The organism is Aeromicrobium sp. UBA7512 (genome assembly GCF_002476985.1).
Classification (GTDB): Bacteria; Actinomycetota; Actinomycetes; order Propionibacteriales; family Nocardioidaceae; genus Aeromicrobium; species Aeromicrobium phoceense.
In genome coordinates, this window is sequence record NZ_DLNK01000001.1 from 85,132 (window position 1) to 103,849 (window position 18,718).

The 18,718-nt window shown below is 67.8% G+C and carries 29 protein-coding genes; 28 read left to right on the top strand and 1 reads right to left on the bottom strand.

Features of this window, described 5'->3' with window-relative positions:
• Positions 1 to 23 precede the first annotated feature (23 nt).
• The 28 genes from fusA to B2363_RS00555 all read left to right on the top strand — a co-directional run bounded on the left by fusA (position 24) and on the right by B2363_RS00555 (position 17,853).
• Positions 24 to 2,135 (top strand): elongation factor G, encoded by a 2,112-nt coding sequence (gene fusA / locus B2363_RS00420; RefSeq protein ID WP_181754430.1) that lies wholly within the window; start codon positions 24 to 26, stop codon positions 2,133 to 2,135.
• A gap of 103 nt (positions 2,136 to 2,238) precedes the next feature.
• On the top strand, positions 2,239 to 3,432 hold the full coding sequence (tuf, locus tag B2363_RS00425) for an elongation factor Tu (protein ID WP_286927698.1): 1,194 nt from the start codon (positions 2,239 to 2,241) through the stop codon (positions 3,430 to 3,432).
• Between the two features lie 104 nt (positions 3,433 to 3,536).
• The gene (locus tag B2363_RS00430) at positions 3,537 to 4,445 is read left to right on the top strand and encodes a cation diffusion facilitator family transporter (RefSeq protein WP_286927700.1); all 909 of its coding nucleotides are present in this window, start codon (positions 3,537 to 3,539) and stop codon (positions 4,443 to 4,445) included.
• Between the two features lie 340 nt (positions 4,446 to 4,785).
• Positions 4,786 to 5,094 carry a 30S ribosomal protein S10 gene (gene rpsJ / locus B2363_RS00435; protein WP_078699131.1) on the top strand — a complete coding sequence of 103 codons (309 nt, stop codon included), beginning with the start codon at positions 4,786 to 4,788 and terminating at the stop codon, positions 5,092 to 5,094.
• Between the two features lie 16 nt (positions 5,095 to 5,110).
• Complete coding sequence (rplC, locus tag B2363_RS00440; RefSeq protein WP_181754437.1) at positions 5,111 to 5,764, top strand: 50S ribosomal protein L3; 654 nt, start codon at positions 5,111 to 5,113, stop codon at positions 5,762 to 5,764.
• A gap of 5 nt (positions 5,765 to 5,769) precedes the next feature.
• Positions 5,770 to 6,741, top strand: coding sequence for a 50S ribosomal protein L4 (rplD, locus tag B2363_RS00445; RefSeq protein ID WP_286927701.1), 972 nt, complete (start codon positions 5,770 to 5,772; stop codon positions 6,739 to 6,741).
• Positions 6,741 to 7,043 carry a 50S ribosomal protein L23 gene (gene rplW, locus B2363_RS00450; protein ID WP_078699128.1) on the top strand — a complete coding sequence of 101 codons (303 nt, stop codon included), beginning with the start codon at positions 6,741 to 6,743 and terminating at the stop codon, positions 7,041 to 7,043. The genes rplD and rplW overlap by 1 nt, the downstream gene beginning before the upstream one ends.
• 15 nt (positions 7,044 to 7,058) lie before the next feature.
• A complete protein-coding gene (gene rplB, locus B2363_RS00455; protein WP_181754440.1) occupies positions 7,059 to 7,886 on the top strand; it encodes a 50S ribosomal protein L2 in 828 nt (275 codons plus the stop codon).
• 20 nt (positions 7,887 to 7,906) lie between these two features.
• The gene (gene rpsS, locus B2363_RS00460) at positions 7,907 to 8,188 is read left to right on the top strand and encodes a 30S ribosomal protein S19 (RefSeq protein ID WP_078699126.1); all 282 of its coding nucleotides are present in this window, start codon (positions 7,907 to 7,909) and stop codon (positions 8,186 to 8,188) included.
• Complete coding sequence (rplV, locus tag B2363_RS00465; protein ID WP_181754448.1) at positions 8,185 to 8,601, top strand: 50S ribosomal protein L22; 417 nt, start codon at positions 8,185 to 8,187, stop codon at positions 8,599 to 8,601. The genes rpsS and rplV overlap by 4 nt, the downstream gene beginning before the upstream one ends.
• 1 nt (position 8,602) lies before the next feature.
• Entirely contained in the window at positions 8,603 to 9,412 is an 810-nt protein-coding gene (gene rpsC / locus B2363_RS00470) for a 30S ribosomal protein S3 (RefSeq protein WP_286927779.1), read from the top strand.
• Positions 9,412 to 9,831: a 50S ribosomal protein L16 gene (rplP, locus tag B2363_RS00475; protein WP_181754450.1), complete on the top strand. Its 420-nt coding sequence runs from the start codon at positions 9,412 to 9,414 to the stop codon at positions 9,829 to 9,831. Before rpsC ends, rplP begins: the two co-directional genes overlap by 1 nt.
• Entirely contained in the window at positions 9,831 to 10,049 is a 219-nt protein-coding gene (gene rpmC / locus B2363_RS00480) for a 50S ribosomal protein L29 (RefSeq protein ID WP_078699122.1), read from the top strand. The genes rplP and rpmC overlap by 1 nt, the downstream gene beginning before the upstream one ends.
• Entirely contained in the window at positions 10,046 to 10,342 is a 297-nt protein-coding gene (gene rpsQ / locus B2363_RS00485) for a 30S ribosomal protein S17 (RefSeq protein WP_181754452.1), read from the top strand. The genes rpmC and rpsQ overlap by 4 nt, the downstream gene beginning before the upstream one ends.
• Positions 10,343 to 10,349: 7 nt before the next feature.
• Positions 10,350 to 10,718 carry a 50S ribosomal protein L14 gene (gene rplN, locus B2363_RS00490; protein WP_078699120.1) on the top strand — a complete coding sequence of 123 codons (369 nt, stop codon included), beginning with the start codon at positions 10,350 to 10,352 and terminating at the stop codon, positions 10,716 to 10,718.
• Position 10,719: 1 nt separating this feature from the next.
• A complete protein-coding gene (gene rplX / locus B2363_RS00495; protein WP_181754454.1) occupies positions 10,720 to 11,031 on the top strand; it encodes a 50S ribosomal protein L24 in 312 nt (103 codons plus the stop codon).
• Between the two features lies 1 nt (position 11,032).
• A complete protein-coding gene (rplE, locus tag B2363_RS00500; protein WP_181754456.1) occupies positions 11,033 to 11,590 on the top strand; it encodes a 50S ribosomal protein L5 in 558 nt (185 codons plus the stop codon).
• Between the two features lies 1 nt (position 11,591).
• The gene (locus B2363_RS00505) at positions 11,592 to 11,777 is read left to right on the top strand and encodes a type Z 30S ribosomal protein S14 (protein WP_078699117.1); all 186 of its coding nucleotides are present in this window, start codon (positions 11,592 to 11,594) and stop codon (positions 11,775 to 11,777) included.
• Between the two features lie 101 nt (positions 11,778 to 11,878).
• Positions 11,879 to 12,286 (top strand): 30S ribosomal protein S8, encoded by a 408-nt coding sequence (gene rpsH, locus B2363_RS00510; RefSeq protein ID WP_181754458.1) that lies wholly within the window; start codon positions 11,879 to 11,881, stop codon positions 12,284 to 12,286.
• A gap of 16 nt (positions 12,287 to 12,302) precedes the next feature.
• Positions 12,303 to 12,845: a 50S ribosomal protein L6 gene (gene rplF, locus B2363_RS00515; protein ID WP_078699115.1), complete on the top strand. Its 543-nt coding sequence runs from the start codon at positions 12,303 to 12,305 to the stop codon at positions 12,843 to 12,845.
• Between the two features lie 3 nt (positions 12,846 to 12,848).
• Positions 12,849 to 13,232: a 50S ribosomal protein L18 gene (gene rplR, locus B2363_RS00520; protein WP_181754462.1), complete on the top strand. Its 384-nt coding sequence runs from the start codon at positions 12,849 to 12,851 to the stop codon at positions 13,230 to 13,232.
• Positions 13,233 to 13,263: 31 nt separating this feature from the next.
• Complete coding sequence (rpsE, locus tag B2363_RS00525; RefSeq protein ID WP_078699113.1) at positions 13,264 to 13,860, top strand: 30S ribosomal protein S5; 597 nt, start codon at positions 13,264 to 13,266, stop codon at positions 13,858 to 13,860.
• The gene (gene rpmD / locus B2363_RS00530) at positions 13,860 to 14,042 is read left to right on the top strand and encodes a 50S ribosomal protein L30 (RefSeq protein ID WP_181754464.1); all 183 of its coding nucleotides are present in this window, start codon (positions 13,860 to 13,862) and stop codon (positions 14,040 to 14,042) included. Before rpsE ends, rpmD begins: the two co-directional genes overlap by 1 nt.
• A 2-nt stretch (positions 14,043 to 14,044) precedes the next feature.
• A complete protein-coding gene (gene rplO / locus B2363_RS00535; protein ID WP_286927705.1) occupies positions 14,045 to 14,485 on the top strand; it encodes a 50S ribosomal protein L15 in 441 nt (146 codons plus the stop codon).
• Positions 14,486 to 14,601: 116 nt separating this feature from the next.
• On the top strand, positions 14,602 to 15,906 hold the full coding sequence (gene secY, locus B2363_RS00540) for a preprotein translocase subunit SecY (protein WP_286927706.1): 1,305 nt from the start codon (positions 14,602 to 14,604) through the stop codon (positions 15,904 to 15,906).
• Positions 15,903 to 16,475, top strand: coding sequence for an adenylate kinase (locus B2363_RS00545; RefSeq protein WP_286927708.1), 573 nt, complete (start codon positions 15,903 to 15,905; stop codon positions 16,473 to 16,475). Before secY ends, B2363_RS00545 begins: the two co-directional genes overlap by 4 nt.
• Positions 16,476 to 16,488: 13 nt before the next feature.
• Positions 16,489 to 17,304, top strand: coding sequence for a type I methionyl aminopeptidase (map, locus tag B2363_RS00550; RefSeq protein WP_286927709.1), 816 nt, complete (start codon positions 16,489 to 16,491; stop codon positions 17,302 to 17,304).
• 120 nt (positions 17,305 to 17,424) lie between these two features.
• Positions 17,425 to 17,853, top strand: a complete 429-nt coding sequence (locus B2363_RS00555) for a hypothetical protein (protein ID WP_286927710.1) — start codon at positions 17,425 to 17,427, stop codon at positions 17,851 to 17,853.
• Between the two features lie 19 nt (positions 17,854 to 17,872).
• Here the strand turns inward: B2363_RS00555 and B2363_RS00560 are convergent, their stop codons facing one another.
• Entirely contained in the window at positions 17,873 to 18,691 is an 819-nt protein-coding gene (locus B2363_RS00560; protein WP_286927711.1) for a helix-turn-helix domain-containing protein, read from the bottom strand.
• Positions 18,692 to 18,718 lie beyond the last annotated feature (27 nt).

Sequence of the window (18,718 nt, forward strand, 5' to 3'; positions counted from 1 at the left end):
TCTCTGCGAAGGCTGATCCTCACGTGGCAACCGACATCACCACCGACCTGACCAAGGTCCGCAACATCGGCATCATGGCGCACATCGATGCCGGTAAGACCACCACCACCGAGCGCATCCTGTTCTACACCGGCATCACGTACAAGATCGGTGAGGTCCACGAGGGTGGCGCCACGATGGACTGGATGGAGCAGGAGCAGGAGCGCGGCATCACGATCACGTCGGCCGCGACGACCTGCTGGTGGAAGAACCACCAGATCAACATCATCGACACCCCCGGTCACGTCGACTTCACCGTCGAGGTCGAGCGCTCGCTGCGCGTCCTCGACGGCGCGGTCGCGGTGTTCGACGGCGTCGCCGGCGTCGAGCCCCAGTCCGAGACCGTGTGGCGTCAGGCCGACAAGTACGGCGTCCCGCGCATGTGCTTCGTCAACAAGCTCGACCGCACGGGCGCCTCGTTCGACTTCTGCGTCAAGACGATCCGCGAGCGCCTCGGCGCGACCGCGCTCGTCCTGCAGCTGCCGATCGGTGCCGAGTCGGACTTCCTGGGCGTCGTCGACCTCGTCGGCATGCGTGCCCTGACGTGGCGCGGCGAGACGACGATCGGTGAGGACTACACGGTCGAGGAGATCCCGGCCGACCTGGCCGACGCCGCCGCCGAGGGTCGCGAGAACCTTCTCGAGACTCTGGCCGACGTCGACGACGAGATCGCCATGGCGTACCTCGAGGGCGAGGACATCTCGGTCGAGGACCTCAAGGCCGCGATTCGTCGCGCCACCCTGGCCGCGAAGCTCAACCCGGTCCTGTGCGGCACGGCGTTCAAGAACAAGGGCGTCCAGCCCCTGCTCGACGCGGTCGTCGACTTCCTGCCCAGCCCGATCGACGTCGGCGACATCGTCGGCCTCGATCCGAAGGACGAGTCGAAGAACGACACGCGCCCGCCGTCCGACGACGCGCCGTTCGCCGGTCTGGCCTTCAAGATCGCCACGGACCCGCACCTGGGCAAGCTGACCTTCGTGCGCGTCTACTCCGGTCGCCTCGAGGCGGGCACCCAGGTGCTCAACGTCACGAAGGGCCGCAAGGAGCGGATCGGCAAGGTCTACCAGATGCACGCCAACAAGCGTGAGGAGATCGCGTCGGTCGGCGCCGGCCAGATCGTGGCCGTCATGGGCCTCAAGGACACCACCACGGGCGAGACGCTGGCCGACTCGGCCAACCCGATCGTGCTCGAGTCGATGACCTTCCCGGACCCGGTGATCCAGGTCGCGATCGAGCCCAAGACCAAGAGCGACCAGGAGAAGCTGGGCGTCGCCATCCAGAAGCTCGCCGAGGAGGACCCGACGTTCCAGGTCCACACGGACGAGGAGACGGGTCAGACGATCATCGCCGGCATGGGCGAGCTCCACCTCGACATCCTGGTCGACCGCATGAAGCGGGAGTTCCGGGTCGAGGCGAACGTGGGCAAGCCGCAGGTCGCCTACCGCGAGACCATCCGCAAGGCCGTCACGGGTCACAGCTACACGCACAAGAAGCAGACCGGTGGCTCGGGTCAGTTCGCCAAGGTCGTCATCGGCCTGGCGCCCAACGGCCCCGAGGCCGGTGGCGAGGGCGGCTACGAGTTCGTCAACGAGGTCACGGGTGGTCGCGTCCCGCGCGAGTACATCCCCTCGGTCGACGCCGGCGGCCAGGCCGCCATGGAGTTCGGCGTCCTCGCCGGCTACCCGATGGTCGATGTCAAGTTCACCCTCGAGGACGGCGCCTACCACGACGTCGACTCCAGCGAGCTCGCCTTCAAGCTGGCCGGCAACATGGCCTTCAAGGAAGCAGCGCGCAAGGCCAACCCGGTTCTCCTCGAGCCGATGTTCGCCGTCGAGGTCACGACGCCCGAGGACTACATGGGCGACGTGATCGGCGACCTCAACTCTCGTCGTGGACAGGTTCAGTCCATGGAGGAGGGCTACGGTGGCGCCAAGATGATCAAGGCGCTCGTGCCGTTGTCCGAGATGTTCGGGTACGTGGGTGACCTGCGGTCGAAGACCTCAGGCCGCGCGTCGTACTCGATGCAGTTCGATTCCTACGCCGAGGTCCCCAAGGCCGTGGCCGAAGAGATCGTCAAGAAGGCCCGCGGCGAGTGAGCTTCGGCCCCATCGCATAGGGTGGCCTGAGGTTCGCTCCGACGCGTTCCACACGGCGTTTCAGTCAAACAAGATCTAGAGAAACCAAACCAGGAGGGCCCCAGTGGCTAAGGCGAAGTTCGAGCGGACCAAGCCGCACATGAACATCGGCACCATCGGTCACATCGACCATGGCAAGACGACGCTGACCGCGGCGATCACCAAGGTGCTGCACGACAAGTACCCCGACCTGAACGAGGCCTCGGCCTTCGATCAGATCGACAAGGCTCCCGAGGAGCGCCAGCGCGGCATCACGATCTCGATCTCGCACGTCGAGTACCAGACCGAGAACCGCCACTACGCGCACGTCGACTGCCCGGGTCACGCCGACTACGTCAAGAACATGATCACCGGCGCGGCTCAGATGGACGGCGCGATCCTCGTGGTCGCCGCCACCGACGGCCCCATGCCCCAGACGCGTGAGCACGTGCTGCTCGCCCGCCAGGTCGGCGTGCCGGCCATGGTCGTGGCGCTCAACAAGTGCGACATGGTCGACGACGAGGAGATCCTGGAGCTCGTCGAGCTCGAGGTTCGCGAGCTGCTCAACGAGCAGGACTTCGACGGCGACAACGTCCCCGTCGTCAAGGTTGCGGCCCACCCGGCCCTGACCGGCGACGAGAAGTGGGCCGAGTCGATCCTCGAGCTGATGAACGCGGTCGACGAGTACATCCCGCTGCCCCCGCGTGAGACGGACAAGCCGTTCCTCATGCCGGTCGAGGACGTCTTCACGATCACCGGTCGTGGCACCGTCATCACCGGTCGTATCGAGCGCGGCATCGTGAAGGTCAACGACACCGTCGACATCGTGGGCATCCGTGAGGACAAGCAGACCACGACCGTCACCGGTATCGAGATGTTCCGCAAGCTGCTCGACGAGGGTCAGGCCGGCGAGAACGTCGGACTGCTCCTGCGTGGCACGAAGCGCGAGGACGTCGAGCGCGGCATGGTCGTGATCGCTCCCGGCTCGACGACTCCCCACACGGAGTTCGACGGCCAGGTGTACATCCTGTCCAAGGAGGAGGGTGGCCGTCACACGCCGTTCTTCAACAACTACCGCCCGCAGTTCTACTTCCGCACCACGGACGTCACCGGCGTCGTCACGCTGCCCGAGGGCACCGAGATGGTCATGCCCGGCGACAACACCGAGATGTCGGTCGTGCTGATCCAGCCGATCGCCATGGAGGAGGGCCTGCGCTTCGCCATCCGCGAGGGCGGCCGCACCGTCGGCGCCGGCCGTGTCACGAAGATCAGCAAGTGATCTGACCTGACACGCACTGCGTGAGAACCCCCGGGGCTTCGGCCCCGGGGGTTCTGTCATGTCCGGGTGCCGTTCGGGGGAGGGGCCTGCCGTACCCTCGCGGTGTGGGACACGATCACGCGCACGGCGCCGGGGTCCGGCACCGCGGACGACTGCTCACCGTGCTGGCGCTGACCCTCGGGGTCCTGGTCGTGCAGGTCGTCGTCGGCCTGATGACCGGTTCGCTCGCCCTACTCGCCGACGCCGGCCACATGCTCAGCGACTCCCTCGGTCTGGTGCTCGCGCTGGCGGCGATCGCCGTGGCCCAGCGGCCCGGCGGTCCGCGCAGCACCTACGGCTGGCACCGCACCGAGGTCCTCGCCGCCGGCGCCAACGGGCTGATCCTGCTGGGCATCTGCGTCGTCATCGCTGTCAACGCCGTCGCTCGGCTCGACGACCCACCGAGCATCGAGGGTGGCTGGGTGCTGGTGGCGGGCGCGGTCGGACTCGCGGTCAACATCGTCGGACTCGTCATCCTGCGCGCCGGCTCGAAGGAGAGCCTGAACGTCCGTGGCGCCTACCTCGAGGTGCTCGGCGACGCCGTCGGCTCGGTCGCGGTGATCGTGTCCGCAGTCGTCATCCTCCTCACCGGCTGGCACGAGGCCGACCCGATCGCCTCGCTGGTGATCGCGGCACTCGTGATCCCGCGCGCAGTGTCGCTGCTGCGGGACGTGGCCGAGGTCCTGCTGGAGACCAGTCCTCGTGACGTCGACCTCGACGAGGTGCGGGGCCACATCCTCGGGGTGGAGGGCGTGGTGGACGTGCACGACCTGCACGTCTGGACCATCACCAGCGGGATGCCGGTGATGAGTGCGCACGTCGTCGTCGACGACTCGGTCGTCGACATGGCCGACGCGCACCACGTGCTCGACCACCTGTGCACGTGCCTGAGCCACCACTTCGACGTGGCCCACTCGACGTTCCAGCTGGAGCCCGCCGGGCACCTGGAGTCGGAGCGCCACGGGCACGACTAGGGCAGGTGTCGCAGCCCACGGTCACGCCCGCACGACCCGATTTGTGTTACGCGGGCGGAGTCTGTCAGAATGGTCAGGTTGCCCCGGCATGTTCGCGGTGGCGCCTGCGGTTGGGAACTCACGCCCAGCTCAACGTCGGTGCCGAACCCGAGACCATGTTGTCCGGCCAGTCGCACCGCATCGGCGGGGCGGAGCCGGTCCAACCACCTAACTCGAGAAGTGTGTGTTCCTTTGTGCGCGTCAGCGCCGCGACACGCCCGACCTCGGGGAACGGAGACGGGGGCCTGCCTACCCCGAACCCGGGGGCTGGCGAAGACGAATGTAAAGGACGAGCGAGAGCATGGCGGGACAGAAGATCCGTATCCGGCTCAAGGCCTACGACCACGAGGTCATCGATTCCTCGGCGAAGAAGATCGTCGACACCGTGACCCGCACCGGCGCCAAGGTTGCCGGCCCCGTGCCGCTGCCGACGGAGAAGAACGTGTACTGCGTCATCCGTTCGCCGCACAAGTACAAGGACAGCCGCGAGCACTTCGAGATGCGCACCCACAAGCGGCTCATCGACATCATCGACCCGACGCCCAAGACCGTCGACTCGCTCATGCGACTCGACCTGCCGGCCGGCGTCGACATCGAGATCAAGCTCTGAGGGAGGGACGCACACCATGAGCAGCAGCACACTCACCGCGCGCGGCCTCCTCGGTCGCAAGCTCGGGATGACGCAGGTCTGGGACGAGAACAACCGGGTCATTCCGGTCACCGTCCTCGAGGCCTCGACCAACATCGTCACCCAGATCCGCACTCGCGAGACCGACGGCTACAGCGCCATCCAGCTCGGCTACGGCGAGATCGACGGCCGCAAGCTGAACAAGCCGCAGGCCGGTCACTTCGCGAAGGCCGGCGTCACGCCGCGCCGCCACGTCGTGGAGATCCGCACCGAGGCCGTCGCCGACTACACCCTGGGCCAGGAGATCTCCCCGGAGATCTTCGCCAACGGTGACAAGGTCGACGTGACCGCCACCAGCAAGGGCAAGGGCTTCGCCGGCGTCATGAAGCGTCACGGCTTCGCCGGCGTCTCCGCCTCGCACGGCGCGCACCGCAACCACCGCAAGCCCGGCTCCATCGGTGGCTGCGCCACCCCCGGCCGGGTCTTCAAGGGCCTGCGCATGGCGGGCCACATGGGCACGGACACCGTGACCACCCAGAACCTCACCGTCCACGCGGTCGACACCGAGCGGGGCCTCATCCTGGTCAAGGGCGCAGTGCCCGGGGCCAAGGGCGCTCTCGTCGTCATCCGCTCCGCTGCGAAGGGGGCCTGACCGACATGGCACAGACCATCGACGTCGACCTGCCCGTCGACATCTTCGACGCCCGCGTCAGCATCCCGCTGATGCACCAGGTCGTCACCGCACAGCTCGCGGCTGCCCGTCAGGGCACGCACAGCGTCAAGACGCGCGCTGAGGTCCGCGGCGGCGGCAAGAAGCCGTACCGCCAGAAGGGCACCGGCCGCGCTCGCCAGGGCTCGATCCGCGCTCCCCAGTACGCCGGTGGTGGCGTCGTGCACGGCCCCACGCCGCGCTCGTACGACCAGCGCACGCCCAAGAAGATGAAGGCCGCCGCCCTGCGTGGCGCCCTCACCGACCGGGCCCGCAGCGGTCGCCTGCACGTCATCGACTCGCTCGTCTCCGGTGACGCGCCGTCCACCCGGACCGCGCTCGCCGCGGTGCGTGGCCTCTCCAACCGGGCGCGCGTGCTCGTGGTCGTCGACCGCGACGACGCGCTGACGGTCAAGAGCCTGCGCAACGCCGAGTTCATCGCCACGCTCACCTTCGACCAGCTCAACACGTACGACGTGCTGCTGGCCGACGACGTGATCTTCACGAAGGCCGCGTTCGACGCCTTCGTGGCGGCGCGCTCGACCGAGGGTGCCGACACGGTCAAGCTGAGCCAGGCGGTCGTCGAGGCTGACGCCCCCGCGGCCAAGCCGGCCAGGAAGTCCGCCCCGAAGCAGGCTGCCGCGAAGGCCGAGGTGGTCGAGGCTCCGGCCGAGGACGACGCGAAGTCCGGCGCCACCAAGACCCAGCCGTACGGCCCGGGTTCGAAGGCGCCGCTGGCCAGCGGCAACGCGCCCAAGGGTCACGAGATCAAGGGCAACGAGAACTCGAAGAAGTACCACGTGCCCGACAGCCAGTGGTACGACCAGACGGTCGCCGAGGTCTGGTTCGACTCGGTCGAGTCCGCCGAGGCCGCGGGATTCGCTCCGGCCGGTGGCGCTGAGGCCCAGGAGGAGAACTGATGACCAACCACGGAACCTTCGCGCGGGACGTCCTGATCGCCCCCGTGGTCAGCGAGAAGAGCTACGGCCTGCTCGACGACAACAAGTACACGTTCCTGGTCCACCCGGACGCCAACAAGACCCAGATCAAGATCGCCGTCGAGGAGATCTTCGGGGTCAAGGTCACCGGTGTGAACACGATCAACCGCAAGGGCAAGACCCGTCGCACCCGCAACGGCGAAGGCAAGCGCAAGGACACCAAGCGCGCCGTCGTCAGCGTGGCCGCGGGCCAGAGCATCGACATCTTCTCGAGCCCGAGCTGAAGGACTGACTGAGACATGGCTATTCGCAAGTACAAGCCCACCACGCCGGGCCGTCGCGGCTCGAGCGTGGCGGACTTCGCCGAGATCACGCGTACGACGCCCGAGAAGTCGCTGGTCGAGCCGCTGCCCAAGAAGGGCGGCCGCAACAACCAGGGCCGGATCACCACCCGTCACCAGGGTGGTGGCCACAAGCGCGCCTACCGCGTCATCGACTTCAAGCGCTACGACAAGGACGGCGTGCCGGCCAAGGTCGCTCACATCGAGTACGACCCCAACCGCACCGCCCGCATCGCGCTGCTGCACTACGCCGATGGCGAGAAGCGCTACATCATCGCGCCCGAGGGCCTGAAGCAGGGCATGGCGGTCGAGGCCGGTACCGGCGCCGACATCAAGCCCGGCAACAACCTGCCGCTGCGCAACATCCCGGTCGGCACCACGATCCACGCGATCGAGCTCCGTCCCGGTGGCGGCGCCAAGATGGGCCGCTCCGCCGGTGCCAAGGTGCAGCTCGTCGCCAAGGAGGGCTCGAAGGCGCAGCTGCGCCTGCCCTCCGGCGAGATGCGCTACGTCGACGTCCGCTGCCGCGCCTCCATCGGTGAGGTCGGCAACTCGGAGCAGTCGAACATCAACTGGGGCAAGGCCGGCCGCAACCGCTGGAAGGGCAAGCGCCCGACCGTCCGCGGTGTCGCCATGAACCCGATCGACCACCCGCACGGTGGCGGTGAGGGCAAGACCTCCGGTGGCCGTCACCCGGTCAGCCCGTGGGGCAAGCCCGAGGGCCGTACGCGCAAGCGCAAGGCCAGCGACCAGATGATCGTCCGCCGCCGCAAGAGCGGTCGCTGAGAGAGGACCTGGAGAAAAAGATGCCTCGTAGTTTGAAGAAGGGTCCCTTCGTTGACGGCCACCTCGAGAAGAAGGTGGACGCTCAGAACGCGGCCGAGACCCACAACGTGATCAAGACCTGGTCCCGTCGCTCGATGATCCTGCCGTCCTTCATCGGACACACGATCGCCGTGCACGACGGCCGCAAGCACGTTCCCGTGTTCATCACCGACTCGATGGTTGGCCACAAGCTGGGGGAGTTCGCTCCCACCCGCACGTTCAAGGGCCATGAGAAGGACGACCGGAAGGCGAAGCGCCGATGAGTGCCACCACCCGTGACAACGTGAGCGAGCGCCGCGCGCGCCTGCTCGGCGACCGCCCCGGCGCCTTCGCCGTGGCGCGGTACGTCCGCGTCACCGCGCAGAAGTCGCGCCGTGTCGCCGACCTGATCCGCGGATCGCGCGTCGAGGACGCCCTGACCATGCTGAAGTTCCAGCCGCAGGCTGTGGCCGAGAACTTCTACAAGCTGGTCGACTCGGCTGCCTCGAACGCCGAGACCACCGAAGGACTGGATCGTTCGACCCTGGTCATCACCACCGTGCTGGTCGACGAGGGCCCGACGATGAAGCGCTGGCGCCCGCGCGCCAAGGGTGCGGCCAACCGCATCCTCAAGCGCACGAGCCACCTGACGGTGGTCGTCGAACCCGCAACCGACGAGAAGAAGGGTGGCAACTGACATGGGTCAGAAGATCAACCCGCACGGTTTCCGCCTGGGCATCTCCACGGATCACAAGAGCCGCTGGTACGCCGACAAGCTGTACTCCAGCTACGTCGGCGAGGACGTCAAGATCCGCCGCCTGCTCACCAAGGGCATGGATCGCGCCGGCATCAGCCGCGTCGAGATCGAGCGCACCCGTGACCGCGTCCGCGTGGACATCCACACGGCGCGTCCGGGCATCGTCATCGGTCGCCGTGGCGCCGAGGCCGACCGCATCCGCGGCGACCTGGAGAAGCTGACCGGCAAGCAGGTCCAGCTGAACATCCTCGAGGTCAAGCAGCCCGAGATGGACGCCCAGCTCGTCGCGCAGGGCGTGGCCGAGCAGCTGTCCGGTCGTGTGCAGTTCCGTCGTGCCATGCGCAAGGCGATGCAGACCACGATGCGTTCGGGCGCCAAGGGCATCCGGATCCAGTGCTCGGGTCGTCTCGGCGGCGCCGAGATGAGCCGCTCGGAGTTCTACCGCGAGGGTCGCGTCCCGCTGCACACGCTGCGCGCCGACGTCGACTACGGCTTCTACGAGGCCAAGACGACCTTCGGCCGCATCGGCGTGAAGGTCTGGATCTACAAGGGCGAGGTCGCCGGTACCCGGGCCGAGCGCGAGGCCGAGGCGGCCCGTCGCGCGGCTGCTCCGGGCAGCCGTCGTCCCGGCCGTGGTGAGCGTGGTGGCGCCCGTCGTCCCGCTCGTGACGCCGCTCCCGCCGCTGCTCCGGCCGCCACCGAGTCGGCTCCCGCAGCTGCTCCCGCGGCCACTGAAGGAGTTGAGTCCTGATGTTGATGCCTCGTCGCGTCAAGTACCGCAAGCAGCACCACCCCAAGCGCCGCGGCATGGCCAAGGGCGGCACCGAGCTGGCCTTCGGCGAGTTCGGCATCCAGGCGGTCGAGGGTCACTACGTGACCAACCGTCAGATCGAGTCCGCTCGTATCGCCATGACCCGTCACATCAAGCGTGGCGGCAAGGTCTGGATCAACATCTACCCGGACCGTCCGCTGACCAAGAAGCCCGCCGAGACCCGCATGGGCTCCGGCAAGGGCTCGCCCGAGTGGTGGGTGGCGAACGTCAAGCCCGGCCGTGTCATGTTCGAGCTCTCCGGTGTCACCGAAGAGGTCGCCCGTGAGGCGATGCGCCGCGCGATCCACAAGCTGCCCATGAAGGCACGCTTCATCACCCGCGAGACAGGAGACCTGTGATGGCAAGCAACACCGCAGAGCTCCGCGACCTCACTGCCGATGACCTGGCCGCGAAGCTGAAGGAGGCCAAGGAGGAGCTGTTCAACCTGCGCTTCCAGAACGCCACCGGTCAGCTCGACAACACCGCGCGTCTGCGCACGGTGCGCAAGGACATCGCGCGCATCTACACGGTCATCCGTGAGCGCGAGCTCGGCATCATCGAGGAGGTTCAGGCATGAGCACGAAGGACACTACTGTGCCCAATGAAGGTGGGAGCAACGAACGCTCCTCGCGCAAGATCCGTGAGGGTCTGGTCGTCAGCGACAAGATGGACAAGACCGTCGTCGTCAGCATCGAGGAGCGCTTCAAGCACCCGCTGTACGGCAAGGTGCTGCGCCGCAACATCAAGCTGAAGGCCCACGACGAGGCCAACGCGGCCGGCATCGGCGACCGTGTGCTCCTGTCGGAGACGCGTCCGCTCTCGGCCACCAAGCGTTGGCGGGTCGTGGAGATCCTCGAGAAGGCGAAGTGAGAGACAGATGATTCAGCAGGAGTCGCGACTCAAGGTCGCCGACAACACGGGTGCCAAGGAGATCCTCTGCATCCGCGTTCTCGGTGGCTCCGGTCGTCGCTACGCCGGTATCGGCGACACGATCGTCGCCACCGTCAAGGACGCGATCCCCGGAGGCAACGTCAAGAAGGGCGATGTCGTCAAGGCGGTCATCGTGCGCACCACGAAGGAGCGCCGCCGTCCTGACGGTTCGTACATCAAGTTCGACGAGAACGCTGCCGTGATCCTCAAGACCGACGGCGATCCGCGTGGAACCCGCATCTTCGGCCCCGTGGGCCGCGAGCTGCGCGACAAGAAGTTCATGCGCATCATCTCGCTCGCTCCGGAGGTGCTCTGAGATGGCAGGAATCCGCAAGGGTGACCAGGTCAAGGTCATCGCCGGCAAGGACAAGGGCGTCGAGGGCAAGATCATCGGTGTCCTGGAGAACGACCGCGTCGTCGTCGAGGGCGTGAACCGCGTCCAGAAGCACACGCGTGCCGGCCAGACCGGGACCGAGGGCGGCATCATCACCGCCGAGGCCCCGATCCACGTCTCGAACGTCATGCTCGTGGTCGACGCCGACGGCGGCAAGACCACCACCAAGATCGGCTCGGGCGTCGTCGACGGCAAGAAGACCCGCATCAGCCGCAAGACCGGAAAGGAGATCTGAGATGGCAACCACCACCGCGCCTCGCCTGAAGGCGAAGTACCGCGAGGAGATCGTGGCCGCGCTGCGGGAGCAGTTCGACTACGACAACGTCATGCAGGTCCCCGGCCTGACCAAGATCGTCGTCAACATGGGCGTCGGTGAGGCGGCCCGCGACGGCAAGCTCATCGAGGGTGCCATCAAGGACCTCACGGCCATCACCGGCCAGAAGCCCCAGGTCACCAAGGCCCGCAAGTCCATCGCCCAGTTCAAGCTGCGTGAGGGCATGCCGATCGGCGCGCACGTCACGCTGCGTGGCGACCGCATGTGGGAGTTCCTCGACCGCCTGCTGACGCTCGCGCTGCCGCGCATCCGCGACTTCCGCGGCCTGTCGCCCAAGCAGTTCGACGGCCGGGGCAACTACACGTTCGGCCTGACCGAGCAGGTCATGTTCCACGAGATCGACCAGGACAAGATCGATCGCAGCCGGGGCATGGACATCACGGTCGTCACCACGGCCACCAACGACGATGAGGGCCGCGCTCTGCTCAAGCTGCTCGGCTTCCCGTACAAGGAGAACTGACATGGCGAAGACCGGTCTGAAGGTCAAGCAGTCCCGTACGCCGAAGTTCGGCGTCCGTGGCTACACGCGCTGCCAGCGCTGCGGCCGTCCCCGCTCCGTCTACCGCAAGTTCGGCCTGTGCCGCATCTGCCTGCGGGAGATGGCGCACCGGGGCGAGCTGCCCGGCGTGACGAAGTCCTCTTGGTAATCGCGCGACTTTAAGAAACCACTTCACACCGCAGCAGGTCCCCTCCCACGGCCCATGGCCGGACGAGACGGAAACCGCAGCGAGAAACGGAACACACTGAAATGACGATGACCGATCCGATCGCGGACATGCTCACGCGTGTCCGCAACGGCAACCAGGCGTACCACGACGCCGTCACGATGCCGCACTCCAAGCTGAAGGAGGGCGTCGCCGCCATCCTGAAGCAGGAGGGCTACATCACCGACTACGCCGTGGCCGAGCCGACCGAGGGCGAGGTCGGCAAGTCGCTGACGATCACCCTCAAGTACGGCCCGCACCGCGAGCGCTCGATTGCCGGCATCCGCCGCATCAGCAAGCCGGGGCTGCGCGTCTACGCCAAGTCCAACAACCTTCCGAAGGTCCTCGGCGGCCTGGGCGTGGCGATCATCTCCACGAGCCAGGGTCTGCAGACCGACCGTCAGGCCAACAACAACGGAGTGGGTGGGGAAGTCCTCGCCTACGTCTGGTGACGAGAGAGGACTGAACATGTCGCGCATCGGCAAGCTCCCCGTCGCCGTCCCCTCCGGCGTCGACGTCAACATCGACGGCCAGACCGTCACGGTCAAGGGTCCCAAGGGCCAGCTCTCGCACACCGTCGCCGAGCCCATCACCGTCCGCAAGGACGATGACGGCGCGCTGGCGGTCGAGCGTCCCAACGACGAGCGTCGCAGCAAGGCCCTTCACGGCCTGTCCCGCACGCTGGTCAACAACATGGTCATCGGTGTCACCGAGGGCTACGAGAAGAAGCTCGAGATCGTCGGCGTCGGTTACCGCGTGCTCCCCAAGGGCCCGTCGGAGATCGAGCTGAACCTCGGCTTCAGCCACCCGGTGCCGTTCACGGCGCCCGAGGGCATCACGTTCACCGTCGAGGGTCCGACCAAGCTGACCGTCTCGGGCATCGACAAGCAGGTCGTGGGCGAGGTCGCCGCCAACATCCGCAAGATCCGCAAGCCGGAGCCCTACAAGGGCAAGGGCGTGCGGTACGCGGGAGAGCGCATCCTGCGCAAGGCCGGAAAGGCTGGTAAGTAAGCCATGGCAATCTCGATCAAGCACGCCAAGCACACTGCGGGTCGGGTCGCGTCGCGTCAGCGCCGCCAGATCCGTGGCCGCAAGAAGATCCAGGGTTCGGCCGAGCGTCCTCGCCTGGTCGTCACCCGCTCGAGCAAGCACATCGTCGCGCAGGTCGTCAACGACCTCGAGGGACACACGCTCGCGTCGGCTTCCACGATGGAGTCGGACCTGCGTTCGTTCGAGGGCGACAAGACGGCCAAGGCCAAGAAGGTCGGCGAGCTGCTCGCCGATCGCGCCAAGGCTGCCGGTGTCGGCTCGGTGGTGTTCGACCGCGCGGGCAACAAGTACGCCGGTCGCGTCGCCGCGCTGGCCGACGGCGCCCGCGAGGGCGGACTGGAGTTCTGATGACCATCACGACGAACAAGGGGAGTGCCGCATGAGCACGCGCCGACAGGGTGGCGAGCGTCGCGGAGGCCGCGGCGACCGCAACGCCGAGAAGTCCAACTACATCGAGAAGGTCGTCACGATCAACCGTGTGGCCAAGGTCGTCAAGGGCGGCCGGCGCTTCAGCTTCACCGCGCTGGTCATCGTCGGTGACGGCGACGGCCAGGTCGGTGTCGGCTACGGCAAGGCCAAGGAAGTTCCCACGGCCATCGCCAAGGGTGTCGAGGAGGCGAAGAAGTCCTTCTTCCGCGTCCCCCGCATCCAGGGCACCATCCCGCACCCGGTGCAGGGTGAGAAGGCGGCCGGTGTCGTCTTCCTGCGCCCGGCGTCGCCCGGTACCGGCGTCATCGCCGGTGGCCCGGTCCGCGCCGTGCTGGAGGCCGCTGGCATCCACGACGTCCTGAGCAAGTCGCTCGGCTCCTCGAACGCGATCAACATCGTCCACGCGACGGTCGAGGCGCTGCGCTCGCTGGAGTCGCCGCAGGACGTGGCCACGCGCCGCGGCCTGACGGTCGAGGAGGTCGCCCCCGCCGCCCTGATCAAGGCCGGCAAGCTGAAGCACGGCGAGACCGCGGAGGTGACCGTCTGATGGGCAAGCTCGAAGTCACCCAGGTCAAGTCGGGCATCGGTCGCGAGCAGAACCAGCGCAACACGCTGCGTTCGCTCGGGCTCAAGCGCATCGGCGACGTCAAGGTCGTCGAGGACCGTCCCGAAATCCGCGGCATGGTCAACACCATCCCGCACCTCGTCACCTTTAAGGAGGTCGACTGATCATGGCGATCAAGTTGCACCACCTGCGTCCCGCTCCGGGCGCCAAGACCGCCAAGACCCGCGTGGGTCGCGGTGAGGGCTCCAAGGGCAAGACCGCCGGTCGTGGCACCAAGGGCACCAAGGCCCGCTACCAGGTGTCCGCCGGCTTCGAAGGCGGCCAGATCCCGCTCCACATGCGCCTGCCGAAGCTCAAGGGCTTCACGAACCCGTTCCGGGTCGAGTACCAGGTCGTCAACGTGGGCCGGATCTCCGAGCTCTTCGCCGAGGGCGGCACGGTCGACGTGGCCACGCTCGTCGAGAAGGGTGCGGTCCGCAAGGGCCGTCCCGTCAAGGTGCTCGGTGGCGGCGACATCGACGTCGCGGTCCAGGTGACCGTCGACAAGGTGTCCGCCTCGGCCCAGGCCAAGATCGAGGCCGCCGGCGGTTCCGTCAGCGCGTCCTGACGCCAACTGCAGGATCCGAAGCGATCGTCGGGCGGGTTCTCCCCATGAGGAGAGCCCGCCCGTTTCGCTCACTGTTACAGTCAGACGGCGTCATGCCGTGAAGCGGGAGGAAGTTCGTGCTCAAAGTCTTCGTGAACGCGTTCAGGACACCTGAACTGCGTCGCAAGATCCTCTTCGTCCTGGGGATCGTCGTGCTCTTCAGGATGGGCTCGATGCTGCCCGCGCCCGGCGTCAACGTGGCGAACGTGCGCGAGTGCGTCGACCTCGCCGCGGGCGGCGAGAATGCCGGCCTGTTCGCCCTCATCAACGTCTTCTCCGGCGGTGCACTGCTGCAGCTGACCGTGTTCGCGCTCGGCATCATGCCCTACATCACCGCGAGCATCATCCTGCAGCTGCTCGTCGTGGTGATCCCGCGGCTGGAGGCCCTCAAGAAGGAGGGCCAGTCCGGCCAGGCGAAGATCACGCAGTACACCCGCTACCTCACCGTCGGCCTGGCGATCCTGCAGGCCGCGGGCATCGTGGCCCTGGCGCGCAGCGGCGACCTGTTCCAGGGCGCCTGCAACCTGCCGCTGCTCTACAACCCCGACAGCATGGCCTCGTACCTGCTCATCGTCACGGTCATGGTCGCCGGCACCACCGTCATCATGTGGTTCGGCGAGCTCATCACCGACCGTGGAGTGGGCAACGGCATGTCGATCCTGATCTTCACGCAGGTCGTCGCCACCTTCCCCGGCGCGATGTGGAACATCCGCCAGACGAACGGCTGGACCACCTTCGCCATCGTCGTGGCCGTCGGCCTGGCCGTGGTCGCGCTGGTCATCTTCATCGAGCAGGCGCAGCGCCGGATCCCGGTCCAGTACGCCAAGCGCATGGTCGGCCGCCGCATGTTCGGTGGCTCCTCCACCTACATCCCGCTCAAGGTGAACCAGGCCGGCATCATCCCGGTCATCTTCGCCTCCAGCCTGATGTACCTGCCGGTGCTGTGGGTCAACTTCAACTCCGACTCCTCGGCCGCCAGCTGGATCCAGGACCACTTCGTCACGGGCGACCACCCGTACTACATGGCCACGTTCTTCGCGCTGATCGTGTTCTTCACGTACTTCTACGTGTCGATCACCTTCAACCCCGAGGAGGTCGCCGACAACATGAAGAAGTACGGCGGCTTCATCCCGGGAATCCGCGCCGGCAAGCCCACGCAGGACTACCTGGGCTACGTCCTGTCGCGCATCACCGCGCCGGGCGCGCTGTACCTCGGCCTGATCTCCTTGATCCCGATGCTGGCGATCGCCCTGGTCGGGGCCAACCAGAACTTCCCGTTCGGCGGCACGACGATCCTGATCATCGTGGGCGTCGGGCTCGACACGGTGAAGCAGATCGAAAGCCAGTTGCAGCAGCGCAACTACGAAGGGTTCCTGAAGTGACGCGACTCCTCATCATGGGTCCGCCCGGCGCGGGCAAGGGCACGCAGGCCGTGGCGCTCGCCAAGCGCATCGACGGTGCGCACGTCTCCACCGGCGACATCTTCCGCGAGAACGTGGCGCAGGAGACCGAGCTGGGGCAGGCCGCCAAGCGCTACATGGATGCCGGCGAGTACGTGCCGGACGAGGTCACCAACGCGATGGTGGCGGACCGTCTCGCCCAGGACGACGCCCGCGAGGCGTTCCTGCTCGACGGCTACCCGCGCACCCTCGACCAGGTCGCCAAGCTCGACCAGATCCTGGCCGACCTCGGCTCGGGCCTCGACGGCGTCATCGCCCTGACGGTCATCGAGGACGAGCTCATCGGTCGCCTGCTCGAGCGGGCCAAGGTGAGCGGTCGCTCCGACGACACCGAAGAGGTCATCCGGCACCGCCAGGAGGTGTACCGGAACGAGACCGCGCCCCTGCTGGCCGTGTACCGCGACCGTGGCCTGCTGATCGAGGTCGACGGCATGGGCACCCCGGAAGAGGTCGGCGCGCGCATCGCCGAGGCTCTCTCCACCCGCGCCTGAGTGGCGGTTCGCGATGTTCGGTGAGTCGATCGAGCTGAAGACCCCCGAGCAGCTGGCCACCATGCGCCAGGCCGGCCTGGTGGTGGGCCGCACCCTCGAGGTGCTGCGCGACGCCGTCGCCCCCGGAGTCAGCACGGGCGACCTCGACGCGCTGGCGCGCGAGCGTCTGGCCGCCGAGGGGGCCACCTCCAACTTCCTGGGCTACCACGGCTTCACGGGCGTCATCTGCGCCTCGGTGAACGACGAGATCGTGCACGGCATCCCCGGCGACCGCGTGCTCGCGGAGGGCGACCTGGTCTCGATCGACTTCGGCGCCGTCGTCGACGGCTGGCACGGCGACGCCGCGATCAGCGTCCCGGTCGGCGAGGTCGCACCCGAGGTCGCCGAGCTCAACCGGGTCACCGAGGAGTCGCTGTGGCGGGGCATCGCCGCCGCCCGCATCGGTGGTCGGGTCGGCGACATCTCGCACGCGATCGAGTCCTACGTCCGCAGCCAAGGGCGCTACGGCATCACCGACGGGTTCACGGGGCACGGGATCGGGTCCGAGATGCACCAGGCTCCCGACGTGCCGAACAGCGGCCGCCGGGGCAAGGGACCGAAGCTCGCGCTCGGCATGGCGCTGGCCATCGAGCCGATGATCACGCTGGGCACCTCGCGCGCCGCGATCCTCGAGGACGACTGGACCGCCGTCACCACCGACGGCACCTGGGCCGCGCACCACGAGCACTCGATCACGGTGACCACCGAGGGCGTCTGGGTGCTCACCGCTCTCGACGGCGGAGCTGCGCGTCTCGCCGAGCTCGGCGTGCCCTGCGCCGAACCGGCCTGAGCCTCCCACAGACCGCGAGTGGCGCAGTTTCGCCCGCCACTCGCCGAGTGGTGGGCGTTTCTGCGCCACTCGGCGTGAGTGCGCGCTGGGCGGGGTTGGGTCGCGGGGGAGACTGAGGGCATGAGTCTTCGGTCGGTCGTCCCGTTCCTGCTGGCCGTCGTCCTGCTCGCGGGGTGCGGTCAGGGCGAGTCGTCGGGTGACGGCGCCGACCCGAGTCCCAGCGCCTCGGCCGAGGGCGCGGACCAGCAGCAGGCCGCCGAGGCCCTCCTGCGGCGCCATCTCCTCGCCGCGGACGCGGGCGACTGCGACACGGTGAAGGAGACGGTCCTGGTACCCGAGCAGGTCGAGTGCGGTGACGTCCGCGAGCAGGAGGGCCGGTGGAGCGCCGACGGCACCGACCTGGAGGAGGTGCCGATGAGCGTCGAGGTCTTCGACGACAGCGCCACGGTCACGGTGCAGTGGCCGAAGGGCCCGGAGGACACGTGGGACCTGCAACTCGCCGAGGGGGAGTGGCTGGTCCTGTCGGCCGACAGCGGGGACGACGTCTGAGCGACGTCTCAGCGACGGCTCACCCGTCGGACTCGGCGGCGAACTCCCCGGGTGTCAGGCCGGTGACGGCGCGGAAGTCCCGCCCGAAGTGGGCCTGGTCGGCGTAGCCGAGGTCGGCTGCGACGCGCGCCAGGTCGGGGCGGGGCTCCTCACGCAGTCGCTCGGCGGCCTCGTGGAGCCGGCGCCGCTGGACGAGCCACTTCGGCGAGAGCCCGATGCGCCGCGCGGTGAGACGCTGCAGCGTGCGCTCGGTGAGGGCGAACTTCTCGCACACCTGGCTCACCCGCTGGACGTCGGTGTCGCCCTCCACGTACTCGACGATCGCGTTGACGAGCAGGCCTTCCTCGTCCACGGGCAGGAGCGCCGCCAGCCACGCCTCCGTCACAGCGACGGCGGCTCGCTGCCGCTGCGGATCGTGCGGGTCCTCGCCGACCGCCGAGCGGATCTCGGTGACCAGCTCCTCGTCGGCGAGGGGGACGGAGTCGTCCGTCAGCCGGTCCACCGGCCCACCGGCGAGCGCGAGTCCGGCCGCCGGCTGGAGCATCGTGCCCAGCGCCCAGCCGGAGCCGCTGAGCTCGGTGGTCGACAGCCCGCTGCTCGGCCCCACGAGGAGTGCGTACTCGTGAGAGACGACCAGGAGGCAGACCGGGTACTGCAGCACGCGTTGCACCGACACCGCGCCTTCGGGCAGTGACCAGACGGGCATCCAGTACCGCCGGACGACCGACGCGAGTCCGGGGGAGGGGGCGAAGCGGTGGATCGGCGGCGTGTATCCCGACGCGTCGAGCAGGTGGGCCCGCTCGGTCGGGTCGATGCGCCGCACGTCCTCTCCCGTCATGTGTCGGATTCTTTCAAGAGTCGAGGT

Bases quoted from the DNA above. Each gene is read 5' to 3' on its own strand.
- rpsJ (WP_078699131.1), top strand. From the start codon at position 4,786: ATGGCGGGACAGAAGATCCGTATCCGGCTCAAGGCCTACGACCACGAG.
- rplC (WP_181754437.1), top strand. From the start codon at position 5,111: ATGAGCAGCAGCACACTCACCGCGCGCGGCCTCCTCGGTCGCAAGCTC.
- rplD (WP_286927701.1), top strand. From the start codon at position 5,770: ATGGCACAGACCATCGACGTCGACCTGCCCGTCGACATCTTCGACGCC.
- rplW (WP_078699128.1), top strand. From the start codon at position 6,741: ATGACCAACCACGGAACCTTCGCGCGGGACGTCCTGATCGCCCCCGTG.
- rplB (WP_181754440.1), top strand. From the start codon at position 7,059: ATGGCTATTCGCAAGTACAAGCCCACCACGCCGGGCCGTCGCGGCTCG.
- rpsS (WP_078699126.1), top strand. From the start codon at position 7,907: ATGCCTCGTAGTTTGAAGAAGGGTCCCTTCGTTGACGGCCACCTCGAG.
- rplV (WP_181754448.1), top strand. From the start codon at position 8,185: ATGAGTGCCACCACCCGTGACAACGTGAGCGAGCGCCGCGCGCGCCTG.
- rpsC (WP_286927779.1), top strand. From the start codon at position 8,603: ATGGGTCAGAAGATCAACCCGCACGGTTTCCGCCTGGGCATCTCCACG.
- rplP (WP_181754450.1), top strand. From the start codon at position 9,412: ATGTTGATGCCTCGTCGCGTCAAGTACCGCAAGCAGCACCACCCCAAG.
- rpmC (WP_078699122.1), top strand. From the start codon at position 9,831: ATGGCAAGCAACACCGCAGAGCTCCGCGACCTCACTGCCGATGACCTG.
- rpsQ (WP_181754452.1), top strand. From the start codon at position 10,046: ATGAGCACGAAGGACACTACTGTGCCCAATGAAGGTGGGAGCAACGAA.
- rplN (WP_078699120.1), top strand. From the start codon at position 10,350: ATGATTCAGCAGGAGTCGCGACTCAAGGTCGCCGACAACACGGGTGCC.
- rplX (WP_181754454.1), top strand. From the start codon at position 10,720: ATGGCAGGAATCCGCAAGGGTGACCAGGTCAAGGTCATCGCCGGCAAG.
- rplE (WP_181754456.1), top strand. From the start codon at position 11,033: ATGGCAACCACCACCGCGCCTCGCCTGAAGGCGAAGTACCGCGAGGAG.
- B2363_RS00505 (WP_078699117.1), top strand. From the start codon at position 11,592: ATGGCGAAGACCGGTCTGAAGGTCAAGCAGTCCCGTACGCCGAAGTTC.
- rpsH (WP_181754458.1), top strand. From the start codon at position 11,879: ATGACGATGACCGATCCGATCGCGGACATGCTCACGCGTGTCCGCAAC.
- rplF (WP_078699115.1), top strand. From the start codon at position 12,303: ATGTCGCGCATCGGCAAGCTCCCCGTCGCCGTCCCCTCCGGCGTCGAC.
- rplR (WP_181754462.1), top strand. From the start codon at position 12,849: ATGGCAATCTCGATCAAGCACGCCAAGCACACTGCGGGTCGGGTCGCG.
- rpsE (WP_078699113.1), top strand. From the start codon at position 13,264: ATGAGCACGCGCCGACAGGGTGGCGAGCGTCGCGGAGGCCGCGGCGAC.
- rpmD (WP_181754464.1), top strand. From the start codon at position 13,860: ATGGGCAAGCTCGAAGTCACCCAGGTCAAGTCGGGCATCGGTCGCGAG.
- rplO (WP_286927705.1), top strand. From the start codon at position 14,045: ATGGCGATCAAGTTGCACCACCTGCGTCCCGCTCCGGGCGCCAAGACC.
- map (WP_286927709.1), top strand. From the start codon at position 16,489: ATGTTCGGTGAGTCGATCGAGCTGAAGACCCCCGAGCAGCTGGCCACC.
- B2363_RS00555 (WP_286927710.1), top strand. From the start codon at position 17,425: ATGAGTCTTCGGTCGGTCGTCCCGTTCCTGCTGGCCGTCGTCCTGCTC.
- B2363_RS00560 (WP_286927711.1), bottom strand. From the start codon at position 18,691: ATGACGGGAGAGGACGTGCGGCGCATCGACCCGACCGAGCGGGCCCAC.